A 19,667-nucleotide genomic window follows, 5' to 3' on the forward strand; every position below is an offset into this window, starting at 1 on the left:
ATGTCTCTTGCTCATTTTTTGTCGTTGGGCTGGAATATCAACGTGAATCGAGTTAACTCGTAGGGGCGCTGCTTGCTGCGCCCTCGCTGAACAGGGCGCAGCAAGCAGCGCCCCTACAGAATATTGGCCTACATGTCATATATGGCTTTTTTTGAGCAAGAGACATAATCAGGAAGCAATTTAAATGGGCTGGTTTTTTTATTAGAATATTTATTCTTGGCTTAATACAAATACCGTGACCCAAATCCAATCAATGCCTTTTTCAATCACGGATCCTAAGCGCACCATAAAAATCCGCTCGCGCGCTTGAACACGGTAAATTTTGTTACCACCATAATCAGCCGAATGCAAAATAAGCGTATTTACATTTTTTGCATCTACTTGATGCGGTAAATACAAAGCCGTGCGCACATTTGGCAAATCAGACACACCAAATGTACTTTCTTCGGCTAAGGAAATACGCTCTTTTCGCTCTTCTTTTTCCATATATAAATTAACGGCAACAGGAGCAACGGCCAGTGATTGAATCCCCACATAGACTTCATCGTCTGCTAAACGATTAAGGCGGCGAATCACACCAAGCTGCCAGTTTTCATTACGACCCAAGCGATTAGCCAGCAATAAGCCAGGCCTCACCCATTCATTTTCTGAAAACTGTACTACCGCACCATAACCACCCGCGCTTTCGTTTTCTATACTCCACACAAACCAATCATTCTGTTTATTTTCGATTTGCTTAGCTGGCGATACTTTTTCTTTAGTGCGAGTAGAAACAAAACCATATAAACGCATATCCATGATTTCATCATAATCAACATGGCCTCGTTCATCTGTGGCTGATTTACGCATAAACTTATCGTTATCTAAGCGTACATGGCCAACAATGCAATCTAGACCGCTAATGATATCGGCAATTTTAGCGACTTTTTTACGCTCACTTCTTTGCACTACGCTATTTCTAATACTTAATGACCAAAACATATCTAAATGTTTGAGTAATTCTAAAGCCAATGGCGCAGGGCAATCTTTACCCATACCAATATCTCGCGGCAAACTGCCCGTTTCTAAACGGCGTAATAAATCAGTGACTTCCTGCATTAAATCATGCAAGCCCCAGTATCTGAATGGCTCCCCTTCACAATCAGGCTGAATTTTTTGTGCCCCTTCTGGGGCCTGTAAATTCACGCAGAAATGATAGCGCCCTTCTTGAAATTTCCGTGATAGCTGAATAAGTTTTGACCACTGATTAAGCCATTGATCGACCCAATCAATTTGCCGCACAGAGAGGTTATTGCTAGACAAAGAGCCCAACATTAACATTTGGATATATTCATCCGCGCAAGAAGTCACCTCTTTACCGTGCAAGTTATAAAGAGGGAAGGGATTACTATCGCAGCCTTCTATTTCAGATAGACGATAAAGCTGATGGGATAAAATCCATAATTTAGGCGGTACTTTTTCAAATTTAAAATAATGCCATTTGGCTTGAATTGATAAATAATGCAAGCTTCTAGCCAATACCTTTGGCATAAGCAGAGCAAGCTCTGCTTTTTTGCCACCATCAACTTCTGCTTGAACAAAGCACTGGTAAATAACCACCATATCCGCAGCAAATTGAGTAATTTGTTTCCAAAGTTTAATCTCAATATCTTTCGACATCCGTGGATTAGAAATGTATTGGTAACAAACGGCCTCATAAGACAGCTGAGCAGCATCATCAAGCAATAGTAAAACATGTAAGCTTTCTAAGCTTGCCACTCTCTGCTCATTAATAAATGCGGCTACCGCCTGATGTATTTTAAGCTGCTGTGATTGTGTATCAATCTCTTGCAAACGTTTACACCACGACGTAGCCGCCTTTACGCTAGCAAATGGCGATTTATCTTTTGAAAAAATAGTCGTTAAAAAATTACGCATAATTCGCCTATCAGTTAGGCATTGAGTTCAGAGGATTGAACAAGCCAAGCCTTAGCATCATCAGCATCATCGAATATACCAATTTCAGCATCAGTAAACATACGGCTTAACCAAGCAGACCAAGTTACCCATTGATCCGAAGTAACCACAGCGATGCGATTAAATTCTTGCCCATGTTCACGAACAAATTTAAGTTCTTCTAAAGCCACATCAAGCGTATAGCTTAGCATTCCATGCAAATCAAACAATAATGCAACTGGCCCATGAAACTTGGACTGATAAAGTACACTTTCTTCAAATTCACGATAGTCTTGCAAAGTAAATTCACCCAAAACGGTGGTCTGGATATAATCGCTTTCTTGTGAAATGCTAATCATCGCGGACTCCTGCCCAAGAAAAAAACTAAAATACAATGTCTACTAGCTAGTTTACTTAGCTTTCCCCTGCCTCGACAAGGATTACATTTTTTTAATTATTTATAGCAATTTAAAATTAATGCGTCCGCTTTTGTTTTACCGCAAGGTTTTGTTAACTCTGCATAAAAGAGAGTGTTTTAAAACAAACCACAATTAAATACGATACGATTTAAGTATTTGCTAATTCAGAGAAATGACCAAATTGAATGATCACCCCAGATAAACGCGGATTATGGCCGCATAATGGATCAATCAATTCTAGACCCTATTCTGACATTCTTCACCCCTGCCCTGCAGGCAAGCGATGATAAATACTTTGCCAATTAAAGCTTTTGCAAATCAATTAAAAGCTGGCGGGTATGTAAAGGCGCATCGCCCAAAATAGCCGCGAATGCCTGTCTCATTAATAACTTACCCTGAGTTGCCACGCTGGCATAATCACCGGTGGCAAAGGCGAGCAAAGCCTGCCCCTGATACTGAGGCAAATGACTTTGCGCTGGAATAATACCAAGTGTTGGATCAAAGCCATATGTGCGCCCAGCCAGCACCGGCTGGCCCTCACACTGCCCCCAATCAACGCCATAACCCATCGCATCGAGCAAAACACGCTCAAACTCACGCAAAACCGGCTCTACCCCTAAGCCATCACTCGGTAAGATAGACAGGGCTCGAATCGCCTCAAAATAGCTGGCAAATAATAAAGCATGGGGTTCATCGCGAGGCAGAAGACGTAGCAGCAGCTCATTCAAATAAAAGCCGCACAGCAGCGGCAAGCCGCGTAACTGGGGAATGCCCCCCTGCCAATCTGCAGAGTGTAGGGTTTTAAGCTCCCCCACACCAAACCAAGACAGCAGCACAGGCTGAAAGCCTAATAAAATACTACGCAGCTGCGAACCGGGGCGTTGGGCTCCCCGAGCCACCATCATGACACGGCCATGATCGCGGCTAAATACATCGAGCAGGCGGCTGGTTTCTTTGTATGGGTACTGATGCAGTACAAAGGCCGCCTGCGTATCAATGCGCTGCTTTAGAGGTCTTGCCACGGGCTTTATTCGTAACCGTACTGACGAACCAAGCGCGTATCATCTGCCCAGCCGTTTTTCACTTTGACCCACACTTCCAAGAACACTTTAGCGTCAAAGAGTTTTTCCATATCTTGCCGTGCTTCAGTGGCGATGCGTTTTAGCTTTTCACCATTTTGGCCGATCAGCATGGCTTTTTGCCCATCCCTATCTACCAAGACGGCGGCATGGATACGGCGTAGCTCACGGCCATCACGCATTTCATCGTCTTCAAATTTTTCGATTTCTACCGTCATGGAATAAGGCAGCTCCTCTCCCATTAAGCGGAAAATCTTTTCCCGAATGATTTCTGACGCCAAAAAGCGCTCATTGCGATCGGTTACTTGATCTATATCGTATAGAGGCACGGACTTAGGCAGTAGTGGCTCCACCACTTTAAGCAAGACATCCACGCTTAGATTCTTTTGTGCGGAAATAGGCACAATGGCATGAAAATCAAAACGTGCATTCATCGCTTCAATAAACGGGAACATTTCGTTTTTATCTTTCAGCTCATCAATTTTATTCAGCACCAATAACACCGGGCGATTAGTCGGCAATAGCTTCAGCACTTCTTCATCAGCGGGGCTAAAGTAACCCGCTTCAATCACATACATAATCACATCAACATCAGCCAAAGTGCTGGTTACGCTGCGATTCATGGCTTGATTTAAAGCGTTTTGGTATTTGGTTTGAAAGCCAGGCGTGTCTACAAATACAAACTGAGCAGTTTCTGAGCTATGCACACCGGTAATACGGTGACGCGTTGTTTGTGCTTTACGTGATGTAATGCTGATCTTCTGGCCAATCAATTGATTAAGTAGCGTTGATTTACCTACATTTGGGCGGCCTACAATGGCCACGAAGCCACAACGAAAATCGTTTACTTCGTTTTGAATATCTATCTCGCTCATGCGCTTTTACCTTTGGCTAGCTTGCTAGCTGCGTGCTTACTTTTTAGCGGGAACTTATCCTGCAAAATGGTGAGAGCTGATTCGGCGGCAAGCTGCTCAGCGGCGCGGCGACTTGTGCCAACGCCTTTGGTTAGCAACTTCACTTCAGCGATACAACAGCTCACTTCAAAAATCTGATCGGGCGATTCGCCATCCTGCCGAAGAATAGTGTACGCCGGCAGCGTATAACGGCGAGCTTGCAGCCACTCTTGCAAGCTGGTCTTGGCGTCTTTTGCACCAAGCAGCGGATCAATGGCAGCAATTCTGGATGCAAATAGCGCTTGCACCACAGCTGAAACCGCATCGAAGCCACCATCTAACCAAATCGAGCCTAAAATTGCCTCTAAGGCATCCGCTAAAATGGATGGACGCCGATGGCCGCCACTTTTTAGCTCGCCCTCGCCCAGCCAAATAAAATCACCGAGATTAAGCTCGGTGGCAATACTGGCTAAGGCTTCTTGGCGTACCAAACTTGCCCGTAAGCGGGATAAATCCCCTTCAGGCAGCTTAGGAAACGTCTGATATAAAGCCAATGCAATCAAGGAATTTAGAACACCATCGCCAATAAACTCTAAGCGCTCATTATGCGTAGAAGAAAAACTACGATGCGTTAAAGCTTGTTTAAATAGCTTTGGTTCTTTAAAAGAATAAGAGAGCACCCTTAATAGGCGCTCTGGGGGAAGAACAACACTCACGACTAATTACCCGCAGCTTGCTGCGTATTCGATTTTTGGATATCAAAAGCGAACAACAGACTCATATTTCCCACGATTGGAACAACCCGCTCGTAGCTTAAACTTACCGTTGTACCACTGCTAGCCTGAGAAATCTGTAATTCAGCAGCACTAATACCCCGGATATTATCAACCGATGATTGGCGCCCAAAAGCCTCTCTAATTGCAGCGGGCTGCTGTGCACCATATTCTTTAACCGTACGTTCAATGGCTTTTTTAACGGTAAAGTACTCTAAATAAGTCGGCACCACTTTCAGCGCCGTAATGGCAATGACCGCACCTACAATTGCAAACATTAGAAAAGAGCCAAAAGACAAACCACGCTGCCGACTATGCATTATTGATTTCCTTAACGAATAGAGGTGCCAACGCGCCCCATATCCTTAAAATTAAGCCAAATAAGAAACGCTTTACCGACTACGTATTTATCAGGAACAAAGCCCCAATAACGGCCATCGGCACTATGATCACGGTTATCGCCCATCATAAAGAAATGACCTTCTGGCACTTTGCAGCTAAAGCCTTCTTCATCATAGCGGCAATCTTCGCGAAAAGGAAAATCACGCACTTCACCCATATTTACCGATGGCACATCCGCCATGGCTAAAGTAGAGTAATCATGCAGACCTAGCTTTTCATTGTATTGCTTATTATTAATTAAATAAGTCCCCTGCTCTACATACTGATGGTCTGGCATATCAGTGGTTGGCACAGGTTTACCATTAATCGTTAGCTTTTTATTGCGATACTCAACGGTATCCCCAGGCAAACCAATCACCCGCTTAATATAATTAAGCGATGGGTTTTCAGGGTAATTAAACACCATCACATCACCATGCTCTGGCTTACCTACAGGTACCATCACATTATTAAGCACAGGGGTGCGCAAACCATAAGCAAATTTATTCACTAGAATAAAATCACCCACCACTAAGCCAGGACGCATTGAGCTAGATGGAATCTGAAAAGGCTCTACAACAAATGAGCGCAATACAAATACCGCTAGCAATACAGGAAAGAAACCACGGCCATATTCAACCCAATCGGCAATCGGTGTTTCACCACGCTTCTTTGCCCAAATAAACCGATCTAAGCCCCAAATTACCCCCGTCACCAATACAAAAATAAGCATGGCAGCAGAGATAGAGCAGTATTGTACTAAGACAATAAATAAGCCCATCACCACCGCAAGATAGCCGTACTGCACTAAAGAAGGTGGCTCACTGCCTTTACGCTCATGCTTGGCACCGATTGCTACCAACACGGGCCCTAAAATGACGAAAACAATTCCGAGCAACAACCAGTTCATCCGTTTTCCTTTTTATAGGGGAGTTTTCTAGCAAAGCACACCAACACAGACAGTACTTTGAATACGCCAAGTAGATACAACAATGCTAGAAAAATTATTTGTCTAATAATTTACTTATCGCTCACTTGCAAGATTGCAAGGAAAGCTTCTTGTGGGATTTCAACATTACCCACTTGCTTCATGCGCTTCTTACCCGCTTTTTGCTTGTCCAGCAGTTTACGCTTACGTGAAACGTCACCACCATAACATTTTGCCAATACATCTTTACGAGTGGCTTTTACCGTTTCACGCGCCACAATCTGGCTACCAATCGCCGCTTGCACCGCCACGTCATACATCTGGCGCGGAATCAGCTCGCGCATTTTGGCCACCAGCTCACGGCCACGATACTGGCTACTGCTGCGGTGAATAATCAGGCTTAAGGCATCGACGCGTTCGCCATTCACCAGTACATCTAGCTTAATCAAGTCAGCCACTTGGAATTCTTTAAAATCGTAATCCAAGGACGCGTAACCACGACTCACTGATTTAAGACGATCAAAGAAATCCATCACCACTTCAGCCATTGGCAGATCGTAGCTCAGCATCACCTGACGGCCCATATACTGCATATTGCGCTGATTACCGCGCTTTTGATTACACAGCGTCATCACCGCGCCCACGTAATCTTGTGGCACCAAGATAGTGGCGGTAATAATCGGCTCACGGATTTCTTCGTATTTAGAAGGATCTGGCAGCTTAGATGGATTTTCGATATGCACCACTTCGCCTGACTTAAGCAGCAGCTCATACACCACCGTTGGCGCGGTGGTGATCAAGTCCATATCGAATTCGCGCTCTAAACGCTCTTGCACGATTTCTAAGTGCAACAAGCCCAAGAAACCGCAACGAAAACCAAAGCCCAGCGCCTGCGAAACTTCCGGCTCGTAATGTAGCGAGGCATCATTTAGCTTGAGTTTTTCTAAGGCATCACGCAGTTTTTCGTAATCATGGCCTTCGATCGGGTAAAGCCCCGCGAATACCTGAGATTTCACTTCTTTAAAACCAGGCAAAGGCTCAGTAGCAGGGTCTTTAGCCGTGGTGATGGTGTCGCCAACCTTAGCATTGGCAATTTCTTTAATCCCCGCAATCACAAAGCCTACTTCACCGGCTTTCAATACGGTTCTTTGTACTGTTTTTGGGGTGAATACGCCGACTTGTTCGCAAAGATGCTGCGATTTATTCGACATAAACATGATTTTTTCTTTCGGGCTAATCTGCCCATCCACCACCCGCACCAACATCACCACGCCAACGTAGTTATCAAACCACGAGTCCACAATCAGCGCCTTAAATGCACCATCAGGATTGCCTTTAGGGGCGGGCACTTTAACGATCAGCGCCTCAAGAATATCTTCGATACCAATACCGCTTTTGGCGGAGGCATGAACTGCATCTGTGGCTTCGATGCCGATAATGTCTTCAATTTCTTGAATCACACGCTCAGGATCCGCCGCTGGCAAGTCAATTTTATTCAGTACAGCCACCACTTCCACGCCTTGCTCCAGCGCGGTGTAGCAGTTGGCGACAGTTTGAGCTTCAACACCTTGCGAGGCATCCACCACCAACAGCGCGCCCTCACAAGCAGCCAAAGAGCGGCTTACTTCGTAAGAGAAGTCAACGTGTCCTGGGGTGTCGATCAAATTAAGGTTATAAATTTCACCATTACGGGCTTTATAAGATAGCGCAGCCGTCTGCGCCTTGATCGTGATGCCGCGCTCTTTTTCGATATCCATCGAATCAAGCACTTGCGCGCTCATCTCACGCAGCTCTAGGCCACCACAGAATTGGATAAAACGATCAGCCAGCGTGCTTTTGCCGTGATCGATGTGAGCGATGATAGAGAAATTACGAATATGATCCATTGGTCTGCCAGAAACTCACGTAAAAAGGGGTACGAAAGAGCTGTACCGAATTTAAAAATCCTCAGGATTCAAGCTATCAGCGACAACGCAGCGCGCTAAAATCAGCGTGCTGTGATGCTGTAAGCTTGATCTGCCGTCGATTTTTGAAAATCCGATAGCTCGCTTTCGCACCCCAGATATTAATTTGCAGTGATTTTAACGGAAATTAGCAAGATAGGCATCAAGTGCTGCTTGATCAAGGTGGTAATGACATATTTCCACCCCGTCCGCAGCGGCCAAAACCGGCACCCATTCGCCATACTTCTCTTCTAAATGATCGACATCATCGATATCAATCCATTCTAAAACAAAGCCCTTAGCCACGGCCTGCTGCTGCAAAGCATCGCGCATCACCAAGCACAGCCCGCAATATTCGCGGCCATATAATTTAAGAGCAATCATTTCGCTGGCGCACGAATAGTCATAAACATCGAAGCATCGCCACGAATCACCCGCAGTGCACTGGCTTCATTTGGCTTAAGCGCGGTCAGTAGCTGCTTTAGCTGGCCAAGGCTGGTGAGTTCTTGATTGGCCACCGCCACGATTAAATCGCCGGCCTGCAAGCCTGCCTTTGCTGAAGGGCCACGCACCGCTTGTACTTGAACAGCAAATTTTAGGCCCATAGCCTTAAGCTGTGCCGCCTCAACTGCCTGCAAAGACAAACCAAAGCGCCCGCCTTCATCATTTTGATTGCCGCGGTATTCACGCTCTGCATTGATGCGATCGGATTGCTCAAGCACACCAATTGTCACAGCAACATCACGCAGTGCTTTATCACGCCAAACCTGTACTGGCACTTTGGTGCCTGGGCGAACAGCGGCAACATACTTAGGCAAATCGCTCGATGTCGTGACAGCCTGACCGTTAAATTTCAAGATCACATCGCCAGGCTTTAAGCCTGCTTTATCGGCGGGGCCGTCTTTTTCTACGCTAGCCAGCAGTGCACCGCTTACTTTGCTTAAACCAAAGCTTTTAGCTAAATCATCGTTTAGCTCTTGAATAGCCACACCGATTCGACCACGCGTCACTTTGCCGGTGGCTTTTAATTCATCCGCCACCTTCATCACCACATCAACCGGAATCGAGAACGATAGCCCCATAAAGCCACCCGAACGGCTGTAAATTTGCGAATTAATCCCAACCACTTCACCGGCCATATTAAATAGCGGCCCGCCTGAATTACCTGGGTTAATCGCCACATCAGTCTGAATAAACGGCACAAAGGTTTCATCTGGCAGGCTGCGGCCTTTGGCTGAAACAATCCCTGCTGTCACCGTATTTTCAAAGCCAAATGGCGAGCCAATCGCCACCACCCACTCACCCACTTTGAGCTTATTTGCATCGCCAAGCGTGACTTTGGGCAAGCCTGTGGCATCAATTTTAAGTAAAGCCACATCAGTACGGGCATCCGCCCCAATCACTTTGGCTTTAAATGTGCGCTTATCTGTTAACTTAACGGTGATTTCATCAGCCTGCGCAATCACATGGGCATTGGTAAGAATATAACCATCTGCGGCCATGATAAAACCAGAACCGAGGGATTGCGCTTGGCGTTCTCTGGGCTGCTGCTGTTGCCCATTACGCGGAATCATGCGCGGCACAGGAAAACCAAAACGGCGAAAAATATCCATGCCGTCTTCATCACCCACTTGCTGCGGCTGCTCTTTGATCGTGGACGTGGTTGAAATATTCACCACTGCACGGCCTTCTTTCTCGACCAGCTGGGTGAAATCAGGCAGGCTAGCTGCCGCAAAAGCGGCGCTCGCTACAAAACCCAAACTTAAACTGGCAATTAGTTTTTTCATCATGATTTACGTTTCATCTGACAAGGGCTAAGAAACGGCGAGGGGCTTGAATGCCTACTCGCCACAATGACTGGTTCGGCAGACGCCGCCAGTTGGTGCTGCTGCTTAAGCAACACAAAACCCACTACAAATCCGATACACGCGCCAAGCACAGAATATACAGGCGATTGAGGCATAAGCCATTGCCCTAGGGCAGCTCCTGCAATCAGCAACAGCAGAGGCACACCATAAGCCCACACGGCGGTTTTAAGCAGCTGTTGCTCTGCCACAGCCACAGTCACCAAATCACCCGCCTTAGATGACAACGGGCTTTGCACTCGAAAGCCTTCTTGAGCCTGTGCAAACAAGCGGCTCACCGCCACCGATTTGCAACCGGTTTTAGGATCGCATTGCCCGCAAGGCGTATGTGGCTTGATTTTAACCCAAGCATGCCGCCCATCGACGCGAATCACCTGTGCTTCAGTTTCAATCATGCTTATTTACTTTTGTGGATTAAAAGCAAGCGCAAAGGCCTTTACCGTATCGGCAGGTACTTCACCCAATACTGTGACCATTTTTCCATCAATTTGCCGCACAAACATATGCATAGCACTTTGATGAGAAGCGCCTTCTTTGACTTCAGCGATGGCAGGCTCTAAAAACACCGACACCGTCACCAAGCCATCGCTATACAAATGCTGCACAACCGGCATTTCTTTGCCAATCAAAGAGCGCTGAATACTTTTAAGAAAGCGAAAACCACGTGGCAAATGCTCAATCTTCCATGAAGGCTCAACGGGGCTGCTGGCTACGCCTTGATTGGATTCCATCACCACCGCACGCAATGGATTAACGGGGCTAAGCAAAGCGCGATCAATCTTGCCGAGCACAAGGTTTGAAAACACAAATAACTCAACCGGCTGCGAATAAGGCCCAAGACGCTCAGATTTAAGAATTAAGCCACTTTCAGTGTGCATCCATAAACGCATAGGGAATCGAAACACATCCCGCGGCTCCAGCTCAAGCACCTGTGCATTTAGGCCAGCAACCCGCTCCATGCCTAATTTCTTTAACTTGTAATTAAGCAGCACCGCTTCGGCTGTTTCTGGTAAATGCTGGGGGAAAAGTTTTGAGCTAAAGCGGCGATCTAAAGAAACTGGCCTTTTAGAAGGCAAGTAAATGCTGATTTGATCGCCTTTTCTCACGTATTCACGGCGTGGACCATCTAAGGATTCACGACGCTCAATCTCAAGCGGCTCACTGCCTACATGCACAATTCGGAAAGTTTCTGTCGCATCACCATGCTGATGCGTGAACGTACCTTGAAAATCAGCTTGCTTGGCCGCAGCCACCATCCGATTCAGCAAAACAGCCGCGTCTGCGTTATTTAGCTCAGACGCAGCCCAAGCACTCACCGGCAGAAACAAACTTACACATAGTACAAGGGGTTTTAATCTATCCAGCAAGTCGCTCATTTAGCGCACAATCTCCGTGCCAAAATCAGCGTAAACGATATCTCGCTCCGCCAAAACATTGCCAGATTCTTGGCTATGCGCAGCCAAATAAGCACGCACGGCTGGCGCTTTTGCCACCATTTTATGATTACTCTGTACCGCAACCATTGCAGGAGCAGTGTTTAAAACCGTATTAGATTGCCAAACTGCTACACCGACAAAGGCGATCGATGCCGCTGCAGTTAAAGGCACTAGTAGTTTTTTCATCCCCGAACTACGCTTTAAGCGCTGTGGCGCAACCACCGTTGGCTCGGCGGCCAATCGCGCAGAAAAACGCTGCATAAACTGCGGCGACAAGAGCGGATGTTCTTGTAAGCTATCGCTGGCCAGATGCCAATCGTACCAAGCATTCGTTAACTCAGGCTTGCGTTTCATTTCAGCTAGTAAGCCATCCATCTCTGAGACATCCAGCTCGCCATCCATCAAGGCGGAAAGTTTCTCTTTCATCGTATTTCCCTCTCATATCTTATGCAAAGCTTACCAGCGCTTATCTCGACCAACGATATCCAATAAGGGCCTCAGCTTGCTTGCTATTGCCTCTCGGGCGCGAAAAATACGTGAGCGCACCGTGCCGATGGGGCAATTCATCACCGCAGCGATGTCTTCATAACTTAAACCATCCATTTCACGCAAGGTAATCGCTGTACGTAGCTCAGATGGCAACTCATCCACCACTGCATTTACTGTAGAGACAATCTGCCGGTTAGAGAGTTCAGTTTCAGGCGTATGGTAATCCGGTATTTGTGCCGCAGCATCCAGCGACTCACCCTCTTCGTCCTCGTAATCCGCCAATAGCTGCGGACGACGGCCTAAAGTCGACAAATGATTTTTTGCGGTATTGATAGCAATACGATAAAGCCAAGTATAAAAAGCACTTTCCCCACGAAAGGAAGGCAAGGCACGATAGGCCTTGATAAAAGACTCTTGTGATACGTCTTCAATTTCGTTTTGATCACGAATCAGACGCGACAATAGCCGCGCCACACGACGCTGGTACTTCACCACCAACAGCTCAAAAGCACGCTTATCACCTGCCTGCGCCCGTACTACAAGCTCCTGATCGATGTCACGATCGGTACGCTGAATCAAGGATACCTCCAAAATAAATTTCTAGCCGTCTGTCAAAATTAAGCACCCACAAGGCATGGTGTCTTGCTTAAAGACGCCCACAAACCTTGAAGTGATGTGTTGGCACGCAAGATAAAATGCGTAGCGCATAAGAAAATCAGTTTCCCACAACAAATCCGCCTTAATTCTGACAGGCTACCTGTGACATGGGGCTAACCATGATCTTTATCAAGTCAATCTGCACTTATACGAACAGATTTGGCTTTATACACGGCTACGTAAGTCTGGCCTCTGTTAATATTTCATTTTTCTGGGAATGGAACATCAGCAATGCGGGAATTTGATGCGTTAATTATTGGCAGCGGTCTTGGCGGGATGACCATGGCACTGCACTTAGCTGACCACATCAAAGTGGGTCTGGTCACCAAACGCGAATTGCGCGATGGTGGCAGTGGCTGGGCACAAGGCGGCATTGCGGCAGTACTTGATGGCACCGACAGCGTAGAGCTGCATATCCGTGACACCCACGTTGCAGGCGCAGGCCTGTGCGATCACGACAGCACACGCTTTATTGTGGAACACTCCAAAGAAGCGATAGATTGGCTCATTCAAATGGGCGTGCCCTTCACCAAAGACACCGAAGGCGATAGCGCTTATCAAGGCTACCACCTCACCCGCGAAGGCGGCCACAGCCACCGGCGTATTATTCATGCTGCAGATGCTACTGGTGCTGCCGTGATCGACACACTGGCGCATAAAGTAGCCTCCCACCCCAATATCACCGTGCTTGAATCACATATTGCCGTTGATTTAATTACCGACCAAAAGCTAGGCCGTGAAGGTAAGCACTGCTATGGCGCTTACATTTACAATAAAGAAACGGACCACGTTGAAACCATCGTCGCCCGTTCTACCGTGCTGGCTAGTGGCGGGGCGGGCAAAGTTTACCTCTATACCACCAATCCCGATGTAGCAACGGGTGACGGCATTGCTATGGGCTGGCGTGCAGGCTGCCGCGTTGCCAACATGGAATTCATCCAATTTCACCCCACCTGCCTTTATCACCCGCACGCCAAATCATTTTTGATCACTGAAGCCGTACGTGGTGAAGGCGGCATATTAAGACTACCTGACGGCACCCGCTTTATGCCCCTGCACGACGAACGTGCCGAGCTGGCTCCGCGAGATATTGTGGCCCGCGCTATCGACTTTGAAATGAAAAAAGGCGGTTTTGACTGCGTTTATCTGGATATCTCCTATAAACCCGCCGCGTTTATTAAAGAGCACTTCCCAAATATCTATCTACGCTGCTTAGAACTGGGCATCGACATCACCAAAGAGCCCATCCCCGTTGTGCCTGCCGCACATTACACCTGCGGCGGCGTAGTGAGCGACATGGCTGGCCGCACCGATGTTGCCAGCCTCTATGCCGTGGGCGAAGTCGCCTGCACCGGTCTACACGGGGCCAACCGCCTTGCCTCCAACTCCTTACTGGAATGCATGGTTCTTGGCAAAGCTGCCGCCACCGACATCTTAAAAGCCGCCGCCACTGAGCGCCCAGATATCCCCGAGTGGGATGAAAGCCAAGTCACCGATCCCGACGAAGAAGTAGTGATCTCGCACAACTGGGATGAATTACGCCGCTTTATGTGGGATTACGTGGGCATTGTGCGCACCAACAAGCGCCTAGAGCGCGCCCTGCATCGCATTGAGCTACTGCAGCATGAGATAGACGATTACTACAGCAACTTCCGCGTTTCTAACGATTTAATCGAGCTGCGCAATCTAGTGCAATCGGCCGAGCTGATCGTGCGCTGCGCCATGGATAGAAAAGAAAGCCGCGGCCTGCATTACAGCCGCGATTATCCAGGCATGCTAAACGAGGCAAAGAGCACCATTCTGAGCCCAGATTAAAAGACTTCTGCTCTGCAAAAATAAAACCCCGTGATTACTTTGCGGGGTTTTGTGCTTTAAAGGCGTCAAGCTCACTGCGTAGTTTTGCGACTAAATATTGTAAATCTGCTACTGGCTTATTAGCGTTCACAAAGCACCGCTCTAGGTTCACAGCCACATCAGCAATTGCATCCGCTCCTACCACCAGCGCCGATCCATAGATTCGATGAGCATGCTCCCTTGCTTGTATATAATCTGAATACTGCAGAGCAATCGTTAAACCATCCCAATCAAGCAATGCGGCATCAATAAATAATTTTGATAAATCTTGAGGGATGGAAGAAACAGATTCATTCAAAGGTAAAACTTTATCCCCCAGCCAAAGGCGCAATAATTTCTCCAGCTCAATAATACGCAATGGCTTAGATAAAACTCCATTCATTCCCGCTTTTATACATTGTTCACGGTGCTGATCATCAATCGCGGCTGAGATAGCAATAATAGGCAGGGGAGCTAAACAATGCAGCTCTTCATGGGCTCGAATACGCCTTGCCACCTCATAGCCATCCATTTTTGGCATAAAACAATCAAGTAGAATCATGCCAATTTTTTCTCTTTCATCGCCATTAAGAAGGGCAAGGGCAATTGGCCCACTTTGCGCAATCGAAACAGGATAACCCAGCTCTTTAAGCTGATTGCCTATGCTTACTTGGTTCAATGGGTGGTCATCAACCACTAACACCGTAGCCAGCCCCAATTTAGGAGCAACAAAAATATCTGCATTCTCACCATCTACAGATAAAATAGAATGAGTAACTAATTCAATAGGCAATGAAAGTAATACTTCTGTACCTCTGCCCTGCTGGCTTTTTAGCTGAATATCCCCACCCATTAGCTTAATTAGCCGCTTACAAATTGCCAGACCTAAGCCTGATCCGCCAAAGTTACGTGTGGTAGAGTTATCTGCTTGCACAAAAGGGGTAAATAAATTTAACTGCCGCTCTTGAGAAATACCAATTCCAGTGTCTATTATTTTAATGCATAAAATTATGTTTCCATCTTCTAGTTTATTTAATTCTGCAGCGAAAACAATTTCTCCTTCGCTGGTAAATTTAATTGCATTAGAAAGCAAATTAGAAAGTATTTGCTGCAAGCGGTATGAATCGAGCATTGCAAATTTATTATCCAATTCAAGCAGACAAAGTATAAATTTTAAATGTTTTTTTTCGGCAGAAATACGATGGATATCTGCAATAGATGTAAATAGCGAAGTTAAAGCGATAGGGCGCAATTCTAGCTCTACTCTATTTGAGCCTATTCTTGAAATATCCAGTACATTATCCAGTAGCTCAAGCAAAGCAGAGCCTGATGCATTAGCGATACTCATTAATTCTTTTTGCTTGGGAGTAAGCGGCGTGCGAAGCAATAGCTCTACCGAAGATAAAATTGCATTCATAGGGTTACGAATTTCATGGCTTATTACCGCCAAAAAAGTTGTCTTAATCTGTTCACTATATTCGGCTTTCTTTCTTGCTACTCTGGCCGTATGTGCAAACTGGATTATCACTATAAACACCAACAAAAAAATCAACACACTATATCGGTAGTAATACAACACAGAAAACAAAGATGGCGCACCATAATTTGTTTCATCCATCCATCGAAGATACATTTTATTTGTAGCATATGCGGTCATATTATTGAGTGATTTATTAATAATAGAGCATAGTATTTTTTGTGATTTTTTAACACCAAAGGCATAGCTAACAGGAAATGATGCAATTGAGCCGCCTATACTCAACACCCCCGCATACTTTCGCTGTAAAACAGGCAAGATGATTGAATTTATTCCTATCATGGCATACACTTCGCCACGCGCAACAGCAGCCAATCCATCATCAATTGAGTTAAATGCTACTAAATTGACTCCTGACAACAACTCCTTTTGCATGTTTATATAAACACTATCTTTAATTACCGCAACTTTTTTTCCAACAAGCCCTTTAACATCCAAAGTAGCCGTTTCCATTGCCTTAGTTATAATGTATGTAAATCCTGTATAATATGGCTGAGTAAATAACATATCTTTTTTATTTAATGTATTTTGAGTAATGGTAGCAGCATGCATATCTAAGTCACCACTACTCACTCTTTTTCTGGCCTCTGCAATCGTATTAGTGGGTATAAATACAAAAGACAAACCCGTCATTTTTTCTAATTCTTCAATATATTCTTTTGCATATCCTTTATGTACCCCGCCCTCAATATAGTCCATTGGATACATAGATGCTGCTGCGGTATAATAAACAGTAGGGTGTTGCTTCATCCATTGGTATTCTTCAGCTGAATAGATCCCTCCAATTGCTTGGCGGCAGTATAAATTTAAACTTAGCATTAGGATTAATGCAGTCAATCTATGCATAATTTTCACTCAAAAGACAACATCCCCATAAGGGAGATTGCCGCACCTCTTAAGCTTATTAAATATTTAAGCTAAACCCTGCCGCACATCTAGCAGATCAACGTAGCACAATCACACACTTAAAGCGCGCTAGATATACTGATCTACGCTGCTGATTTCCAGCAATTATTGCAGCATTTGTTCAACAGTCAGCTCATTACTTAAAAACAACTTAGCGCCAGATAACGACACACTACCCACCCGCATTTCACCGCCAGGCGCCAAATAACGCTCTGCAATACAGGGCTCTGTCTTGCTTGTATCCGTGCAAACCCCTTCCACATAAGCCAAGTAAGCGGTATTGCCAGTATTTTTTAATACATTATTTTCAATCACATACGCCTGCTGCGCTTGCCGAGGCTGCACCACTAAAATGGTACTAAGGCTAGCCGAGCCAGAAAACCCAGCCCCTTGATAAGCTTTTACATAACCTGGACGCTCATGAAACGTCACACGGTAAAAGCGTGGCTGATTATCAGCGGGGCCTTGGTAATAAAGCTTTAACCATTTGCTTTCATTTGGGCGCAGTAGCAGCTGCTTAGGGCCATACATCAGCGCCCCCTTCTCCACTTTTTTTAACCGTGCCCCAGCATAAGGCGGATCGGTTTCTTCTACCGTCACCTGATAAAACCGCGCTTGACTAGAGTCATTGCTAACGCTTTTTGCCAAAAAAGTACTTTTCGTCCCCATAAAGTAGGTCATCTCCCCTACCGACAAACTCCACGCAGGTGCACATGGCACTAGCAACAATAAGCATACGAAGTATTTTATTATGCGCACCTATTTATCACCTCAGAATAAATATTTCCAATATAAAAAACAATCTAACTATGCCGCTTGCTCAATCTTATTATAAATATTGTAGGGCGAATGAAACTCGCGTTTTTATTCAGCATTGCTCGCGGCTTTTACCCGCCCTACAAACTCTAAAACCAAGGAAAACACTCAATAAATCCATCTACACAGAGCCGATTGAGCAAGAGGCATAATCAGAAAAAACAAAACAAATAACTTTAATGAGTACTTAATAGTCTATTTCCAAGTGGCTTCCACCGTTACATCGCCTGTAGCCTTAGCAGAGCCATTCCAAAAGTTGCCATTTACATCGTATGAAACATGACTTGAAGATAAATCAAACAATAAATCTAGCCATAAGGATGATTCATACTGACTACCGCCCAATACCTCAGACCAAGGCATATTTAGAATATTAATTGCTGTGCCACGACAATCAGATGCTATTTTCTGGGGCTTAGCGCCCCCCTTTTCGCTAAAGGCTAGCGCCAGCGAAATAGCAATATCTTGCTTTGCAGCAGTAGAAAACTTGCAATAAGAACGTCCAGCTATATCAACATGAGGGCCAGATACTTTTAATGTTATTTTGGTGGCTTTAGATGGGCCAGATTGTTTAATTTCATAAGGAATTTTTATTTCAGAATCTTTACCAACAACGCCCTGATAGAAACCGTTTATTGCAGAGCCTAGATTACGCTCCGTAATAGCAATCGCATAGTCCACTCGCTTAAGGGTAAGGCTATTAAAATAAAACCCATTAGATTTAAATTCAGGTGTTTTTGTTGCATACATAGAAATTTCAGCCGCGTCTAATACTTTACTTGCATCGGTGGGCCCCAAGGCCTTAGCAAGATAATCAGAAGAGATAAAAATCTTAGCTTTATTGGATATTTCATTACCCACAAGCTTAGCAACATGCCCTGCTCCTAGCTCCTTAATAAAATCAACACCAGGCGTTTTTGATTCTATAGTCATATCTTTCCATAGCACTCCATTGTCGATATTTATTGGGCACAACACACCGGCCGGGGATATAGACCCCTCACAAATAGCAGGAAAACTCAATATCTTTTTTTGAGAGCTAATGCTTATCGTTTCATTTTCTATGTTTCTAAAATAGAATGTACCCATAAAAGACAAACGTAAAGAAGACCTATTTTGCCCTTGGTCTCTAGCGTTTTGTTCCAAATTACTAATACTAACTACCGCCTTGGTGTTATAAAGATCAACAGATGTAATCCTTGATATATTATTGCCCTTTAGGTTTTTTAAAAATTCATCTTTATTTATTTGTATTTGCAAGCCACGTGGATTATTTGATGCATCCTGGCTATTTTTATAGTTTGGGTAGTTAGCAGCGTGAAAAACCACTCTGTTATACAGAAGAGAAGAAGGATAGCTATTAGGGACAGTCCAAGCAAATGGATAATTAGAAACCACATTATATTTAGTGCTTCCAGCAGGTATTAAGGAAATGACAGCGCCTGAACTTTCATAATAAAAACCTACGCTCATCGCATAATTCCATGTGCTTGAACCTGCAAAAGGGTAGGAAACAACGATTGCTCCTTTTTGTTGTGTAGCATTCCAGCTACCAAACACACCTCCAGACTTAAAATCACCGTTTGTGATAATAAGATTGTCTTTTCCAAACTCAACAACACCCACGCTTACCGTTGTATTTAAATCACCAACAAGCCTTACCCCCTGCACTAAACCGGGATTAGCTAAATCTATTGCAGCAAACACTGGGCAACAAACCATCATTAATAAAAGACAAAATAACTTGGCTACTTTCATCATATAAAATCTCAATTTT

At 45.2% G+C, this 19,667-nt stretch carries 18 protein-coding genes; 1 reads left to right on the forward strand and 17 read right to left on the reverse strand.

Features of this window, described 5'->3' with window-relative positions; genetic code table 11:
* Positions 1-210: 210 nt before the first annotated feature.
* The 14 genes from R6242_RS04850 to rpoE all read right to left on the reverse strand — a co-directional run bounded on the left by R6242_RS04850 (position 211) and on the right by rpoE (position 12,717).
* Positions 211-1,917: a hypothetical protein gene (locus tag R6242_RS04850; RefSeq protein WP_318424470.1), complete on the reverse strand. Its 1,707-nt coding sequence runs from the start codon at positions 1,915-1,917 to the stop codon at positions 211-213.
* A 14-nt stretch (positions 1,918-1,931) separates the two neighbouring features.
* Positions 1,932-2,294, reverse strand: coding sequence for an STAS/SEC14 domain-containing protein (locus R6242_RS04855; RefSeq protein ID WP_293934684.1), 363 nt, complete (start codon positions 2,292-2,294; stop codon positions 1,932-1,934).
* A 362-nt stretch (positions 2,295-2,656) separates the two neighbouring features.
* Positions 2,657-3,376 carry a DNA repair protein RecO gene (gene recO / locus R6242_RS04860; RefSeq protein WP_318424475.1) on the reverse strand — a complete coding sequence of 240 codons (720 nt, stop codon included), beginning with the start codon at positions 3,374-3,376 and terminating at the stop codon, positions 2,657-2,659.
* A 5-nt stretch (positions 3,377-3,381) separates the two neighbouring features.
* Positions 3,382-4,308, reverse strand: coding sequence for a GTPase Era (gene era, locus R6242_RS04865; RefSeq protein ID WP_293934687.1), 927 nt, complete (start codon positions 4,306-4,308; stop codon positions 3,382-3,384).
* The gene (gene rnc, locus R6242_RS04870) at positions 4,305-5,042 is read right to left on the reverse strand and encodes a ribonuclease III (RefSeq protein ID WP_293934689.1); all 738 of its coding nucleotides are present in this window, start codon (positions 5,040-5,042) and stop codon (positions 4,305-4,307) included. Before rnc ends, era begins: the two co-directional genes overlap by 4 nt.
* A gap of 2 nt (positions 5,043-5,044) precedes the next feature.
* Entirely contained in the window at positions 5,045-5,419 is a 375-nt protein-coding gene (locus R6242_RS04875; RefSeq protein ID WP_293934691.1) for a DUF4845 domain-containing protein, read from the reverse strand.
* Between the two features lie 11 nt (positions 5,420-5,430).
* Complete coding sequence (gene lepB / locus R6242_RS04880) at positions 5,431-6,390, reverse strand: signal peptidase I (protein ID WP_318424479.1); 960 nt, start codon at positions 6,388-6,390, stop codon at positions 5,431-5,433.
* 110 nt (positions 6,391-6,500) lie between these two features.
* A complete protein-coding gene (gene lepA / locus R6242_RS04885) occupies positions 6,501-8,294 on the reverse strand; it encodes a translation elongation factor 4 (protein ID WP_293934695.1) in 1,794 nt (597 codons plus the stop codon).
* Positions 8,295-8,489: 195 nt separating this feature from the next.
* The gene (locus R6242_RS04890; RefSeq protein ID WP_293934698.1) at positions 8,490-8,735 is read right to left on the reverse strand and encodes a glutaredoxin family protein; all 246 of its coding nucleotides are present in this window, start codon (positions 8,733-8,735) and stop codon (positions 8,490-8,492) included.
* Positions 8,732-10,141 (reverse strand): DegQ family serine endoprotease, encoded by a 1,410-nt coding sequence (locus tag R6242_RS04895; protein WP_318424483.1) that lies wholly within the window; start codon positions 10,139-10,141, stop codon positions 8,732-8,734. The genes R6242_RS04890 and R6242_RS04895 overlap by 4 nt, the downstream gene beginning before the upstream one ends.
* On the reverse strand, positions 10,138-10,611 hold the full coding sequence (locus R6242_RS04900; RefSeq protein WP_318424485.1) for a SoxR reducing system RseC family protein: 474 nt from the start codon (positions 10,609-10,611) through the stop codon (positions 10,138-10,140). The genes R6242_RS04895 and R6242_RS04900 overlap by 4 nt, the downstream gene beginning before the upstream one ends.
* Positions 10,612-10,617: 6 nt before the next feature.
* The gene (locus R6242_RS04905) at positions 10,618-11,592 is read right to left on the reverse strand and encodes a MucB/RseB C-terminal domain-containing protein (RefSeq protein ID WP_293934706.1); all 975 of its coding nucleotides are present in this window, start codon (positions 11,590-11,592) and stop codon (positions 10,618-10,620) included.
* The gene (locus tag R6242_RS04910; protein WP_293934708.1) at positions 11,593-12,078 is read right to left on the reverse strand and encodes a sigma-E factor negative regulatory protein; all 486 of its coding nucleotides are present in this window, start codon (positions 12,076-12,078) and stop codon (positions 11,593-11,595) included. It abuts the gene before it with no gap.
* A 30-nt stretch (positions 12,079-12,108) separates the two neighbouring features.
* Positions 12,109-12,717, reverse strand: coding sequence for an RNA polymerase sigma factor RpoE (gene rpoE, locus R6242_RS04915; RefSeq protein WP_293934728.1), 609 nt, complete (start codon positions 12,715-12,717; stop codon positions 12,109-12,111).
* Between the two features lie 312 nt (positions 12,718-13,029).
* On the opposite strand from rpoE, the gene nadB reads away from it, so the two are divergent.
* Complete coding sequence (nadB, locus tag R6242_RS04920; RefSeq protein ID WP_318424489.1) at positions 13,030-14,613, forward strand: L-aspartate oxidase; 1,584 nt, start codon at positions 13,030-13,032, stop codon at positions 14,611-14,613.
* Between the two features lie 34 nt (positions 14,614-14,647).
* Here nadB and R6242_RS04925 read toward each other — a convergent pair whose 3' ends face one another.
* The 3 genes from R6242_RS04925 to R6242_RS04935 form a co-directional block, all read right to left on the reverse strand.
* Complete coding sequence (locus R6242_RS04925) at positions 14,648-16,987, reverse strand: ATP-binding protein (protein ID WP_318424492.1); 2,340 nt, start codon at positions 16,985-16,987, stop codon at positions 14,648-14,650.
* A 192-nt stretch (positions 16,988-17,179) separates the two neighbouring features.
* Positions 17,180-17,755 (reverse strand): hypothetical protein, encoded by a 576-nt coding sequence (locus R6242_RS04930; protein WP_318424494.1) that lies wholly within the window; start codon positions 17,753-17,755, stop codon positions 17,180-17,182.
* 330 nt (positions 17,756-18,085) lie between these two features.
* Positions 18,086-19,651 carry a hypothetical protein gene (locus tag R6242_RS04935; protein WP_318424496.1) on the reverse strand — a complete coding sequence of 522 codons (1,566 nt, stop codon included), beginning with the start codon at positions 19,649-19,651 and terminating at the stop codon, positions 18,086-18,088.
* Positions 19,652-19,667 lie beyond the last annotated feature (16 nt).

Source organism: Iodobacter sp. CM08 (assembly GCF_033446605.1).
In the GTDB taxonomy this organism is placed as follows: domain Bacteria; phylum Pseudomonadota; class Gammaproteobacteria; order Burkholderiales; family Chitinibacteraceae; genus Iodobacter.

Excerpts from the sequence above, each read along its gene's own strand:
- R6242_RS04930 (WP_318424494.1), bottom strand. The coding sequence starts at position 17,755 with ATGACCTACTTTATGGGGACGAAAAGTACTTTTTTGGCAAAAAGCGTT.
- R6242_RS04925 (WP_318424492.1), bottom strand. The coding sequence starts at position 16,987 with ATGCTAAGTTTAAATTTATACTGCCGCCAAGCAATTGGAGGGATCTAT.
- R6242_RS04850 (WP_318424470.1), bottom strand. The coding sequence starts at position 1,917 with ATGCGTAATTTTTTAACGACTATTTTTTCAAAAGATAAATCGCCATTT.
- R6242_RS04895 (WP_318424483.1), bottom strand. The coding sequence starts at position 10,141 with ATGATGAAAAAACTAATTGCCAGTTTAAGTTTGGGTTTTGTAGCGAGC.
- R6242_RS04855 (WP_293934684.1), bottom strand. The coding sequence starts at position 2,294 with ATGATTAGCATTTCACAAGAAAGCGATTATATCCAGACCACCGTTTTG.
- R6242_RS04890 (WP_293934698.1), bottom strand. The coding sequence starts at position 8,735 with ATGATTGCTCTTAAATTATATGGCCGCGAATATTGCGGGCTGTGCTTG.
- nadB (WP_318424489.1), top strand. The coding sequence starts at position 13,030 with ATGCGGGAATTTGATGCGTTAATTATTGGCAGCGGTCTTGGCGGGATG.
- R6242_RS04935 (WP_318424496.1), bottom strand. The coding sequence starts at position 19,651 with ATGATGAAAGTAGCCAAGTTATTTTGTCTTTTATTAATGATGGTTTGT.
- lepB (WP_318424479.1), bottom strand. The coding sequence starts at position 6,390 with ATGAACTGGTTGTTGCTCGGAATTGTTTTCGTCATTTTAGGGCCCGTG.
- R6242_RS04905 (WP_293934706.1), bottom strand. The coding sequence starts at position 11,592 with ATGAGCGACTTGCTGGATAGATTAAAACCCCTTGTACTATGTGTAAGT.
- R6242_RS04910 (WP_293934708.1), bottom strand. The coding sequence starts at position 12,078 with ATGAAAGAGAAACTTTCCGCCTTGATGGATGGCGAGCTGGATGTCTCA.
- era (WP_293934687.1), bottom strand. The coding sequence starts at position 4,308 with ATGAGCGAGATAGATATTCAAAACGAAGTAAACGATTTTCGTTGTGGC.
- R6242_RS04900 (WP_318424485.1), bottom strand. The coding sequence starts at position 10,611 with ATGATTGAAACTGAAGCACAGGTGATTCGCGTCGATGGGCGGCATGCT.
- R6242_RS04875 (WP_293934691.1), bottom strand. The coding sequence starts at position 5,419 with ATGCATAGTCGGCAGCGTGGTTTGTCTTTTGGCTCTTTTCTAATGTTT.
- lepA (WP_293934695.1), bottom strand. The coding sequence starts at position 8,294 with ATGGATCATATTCGTAATTTCTCTATCATCGCTCACATCGATCACGGC.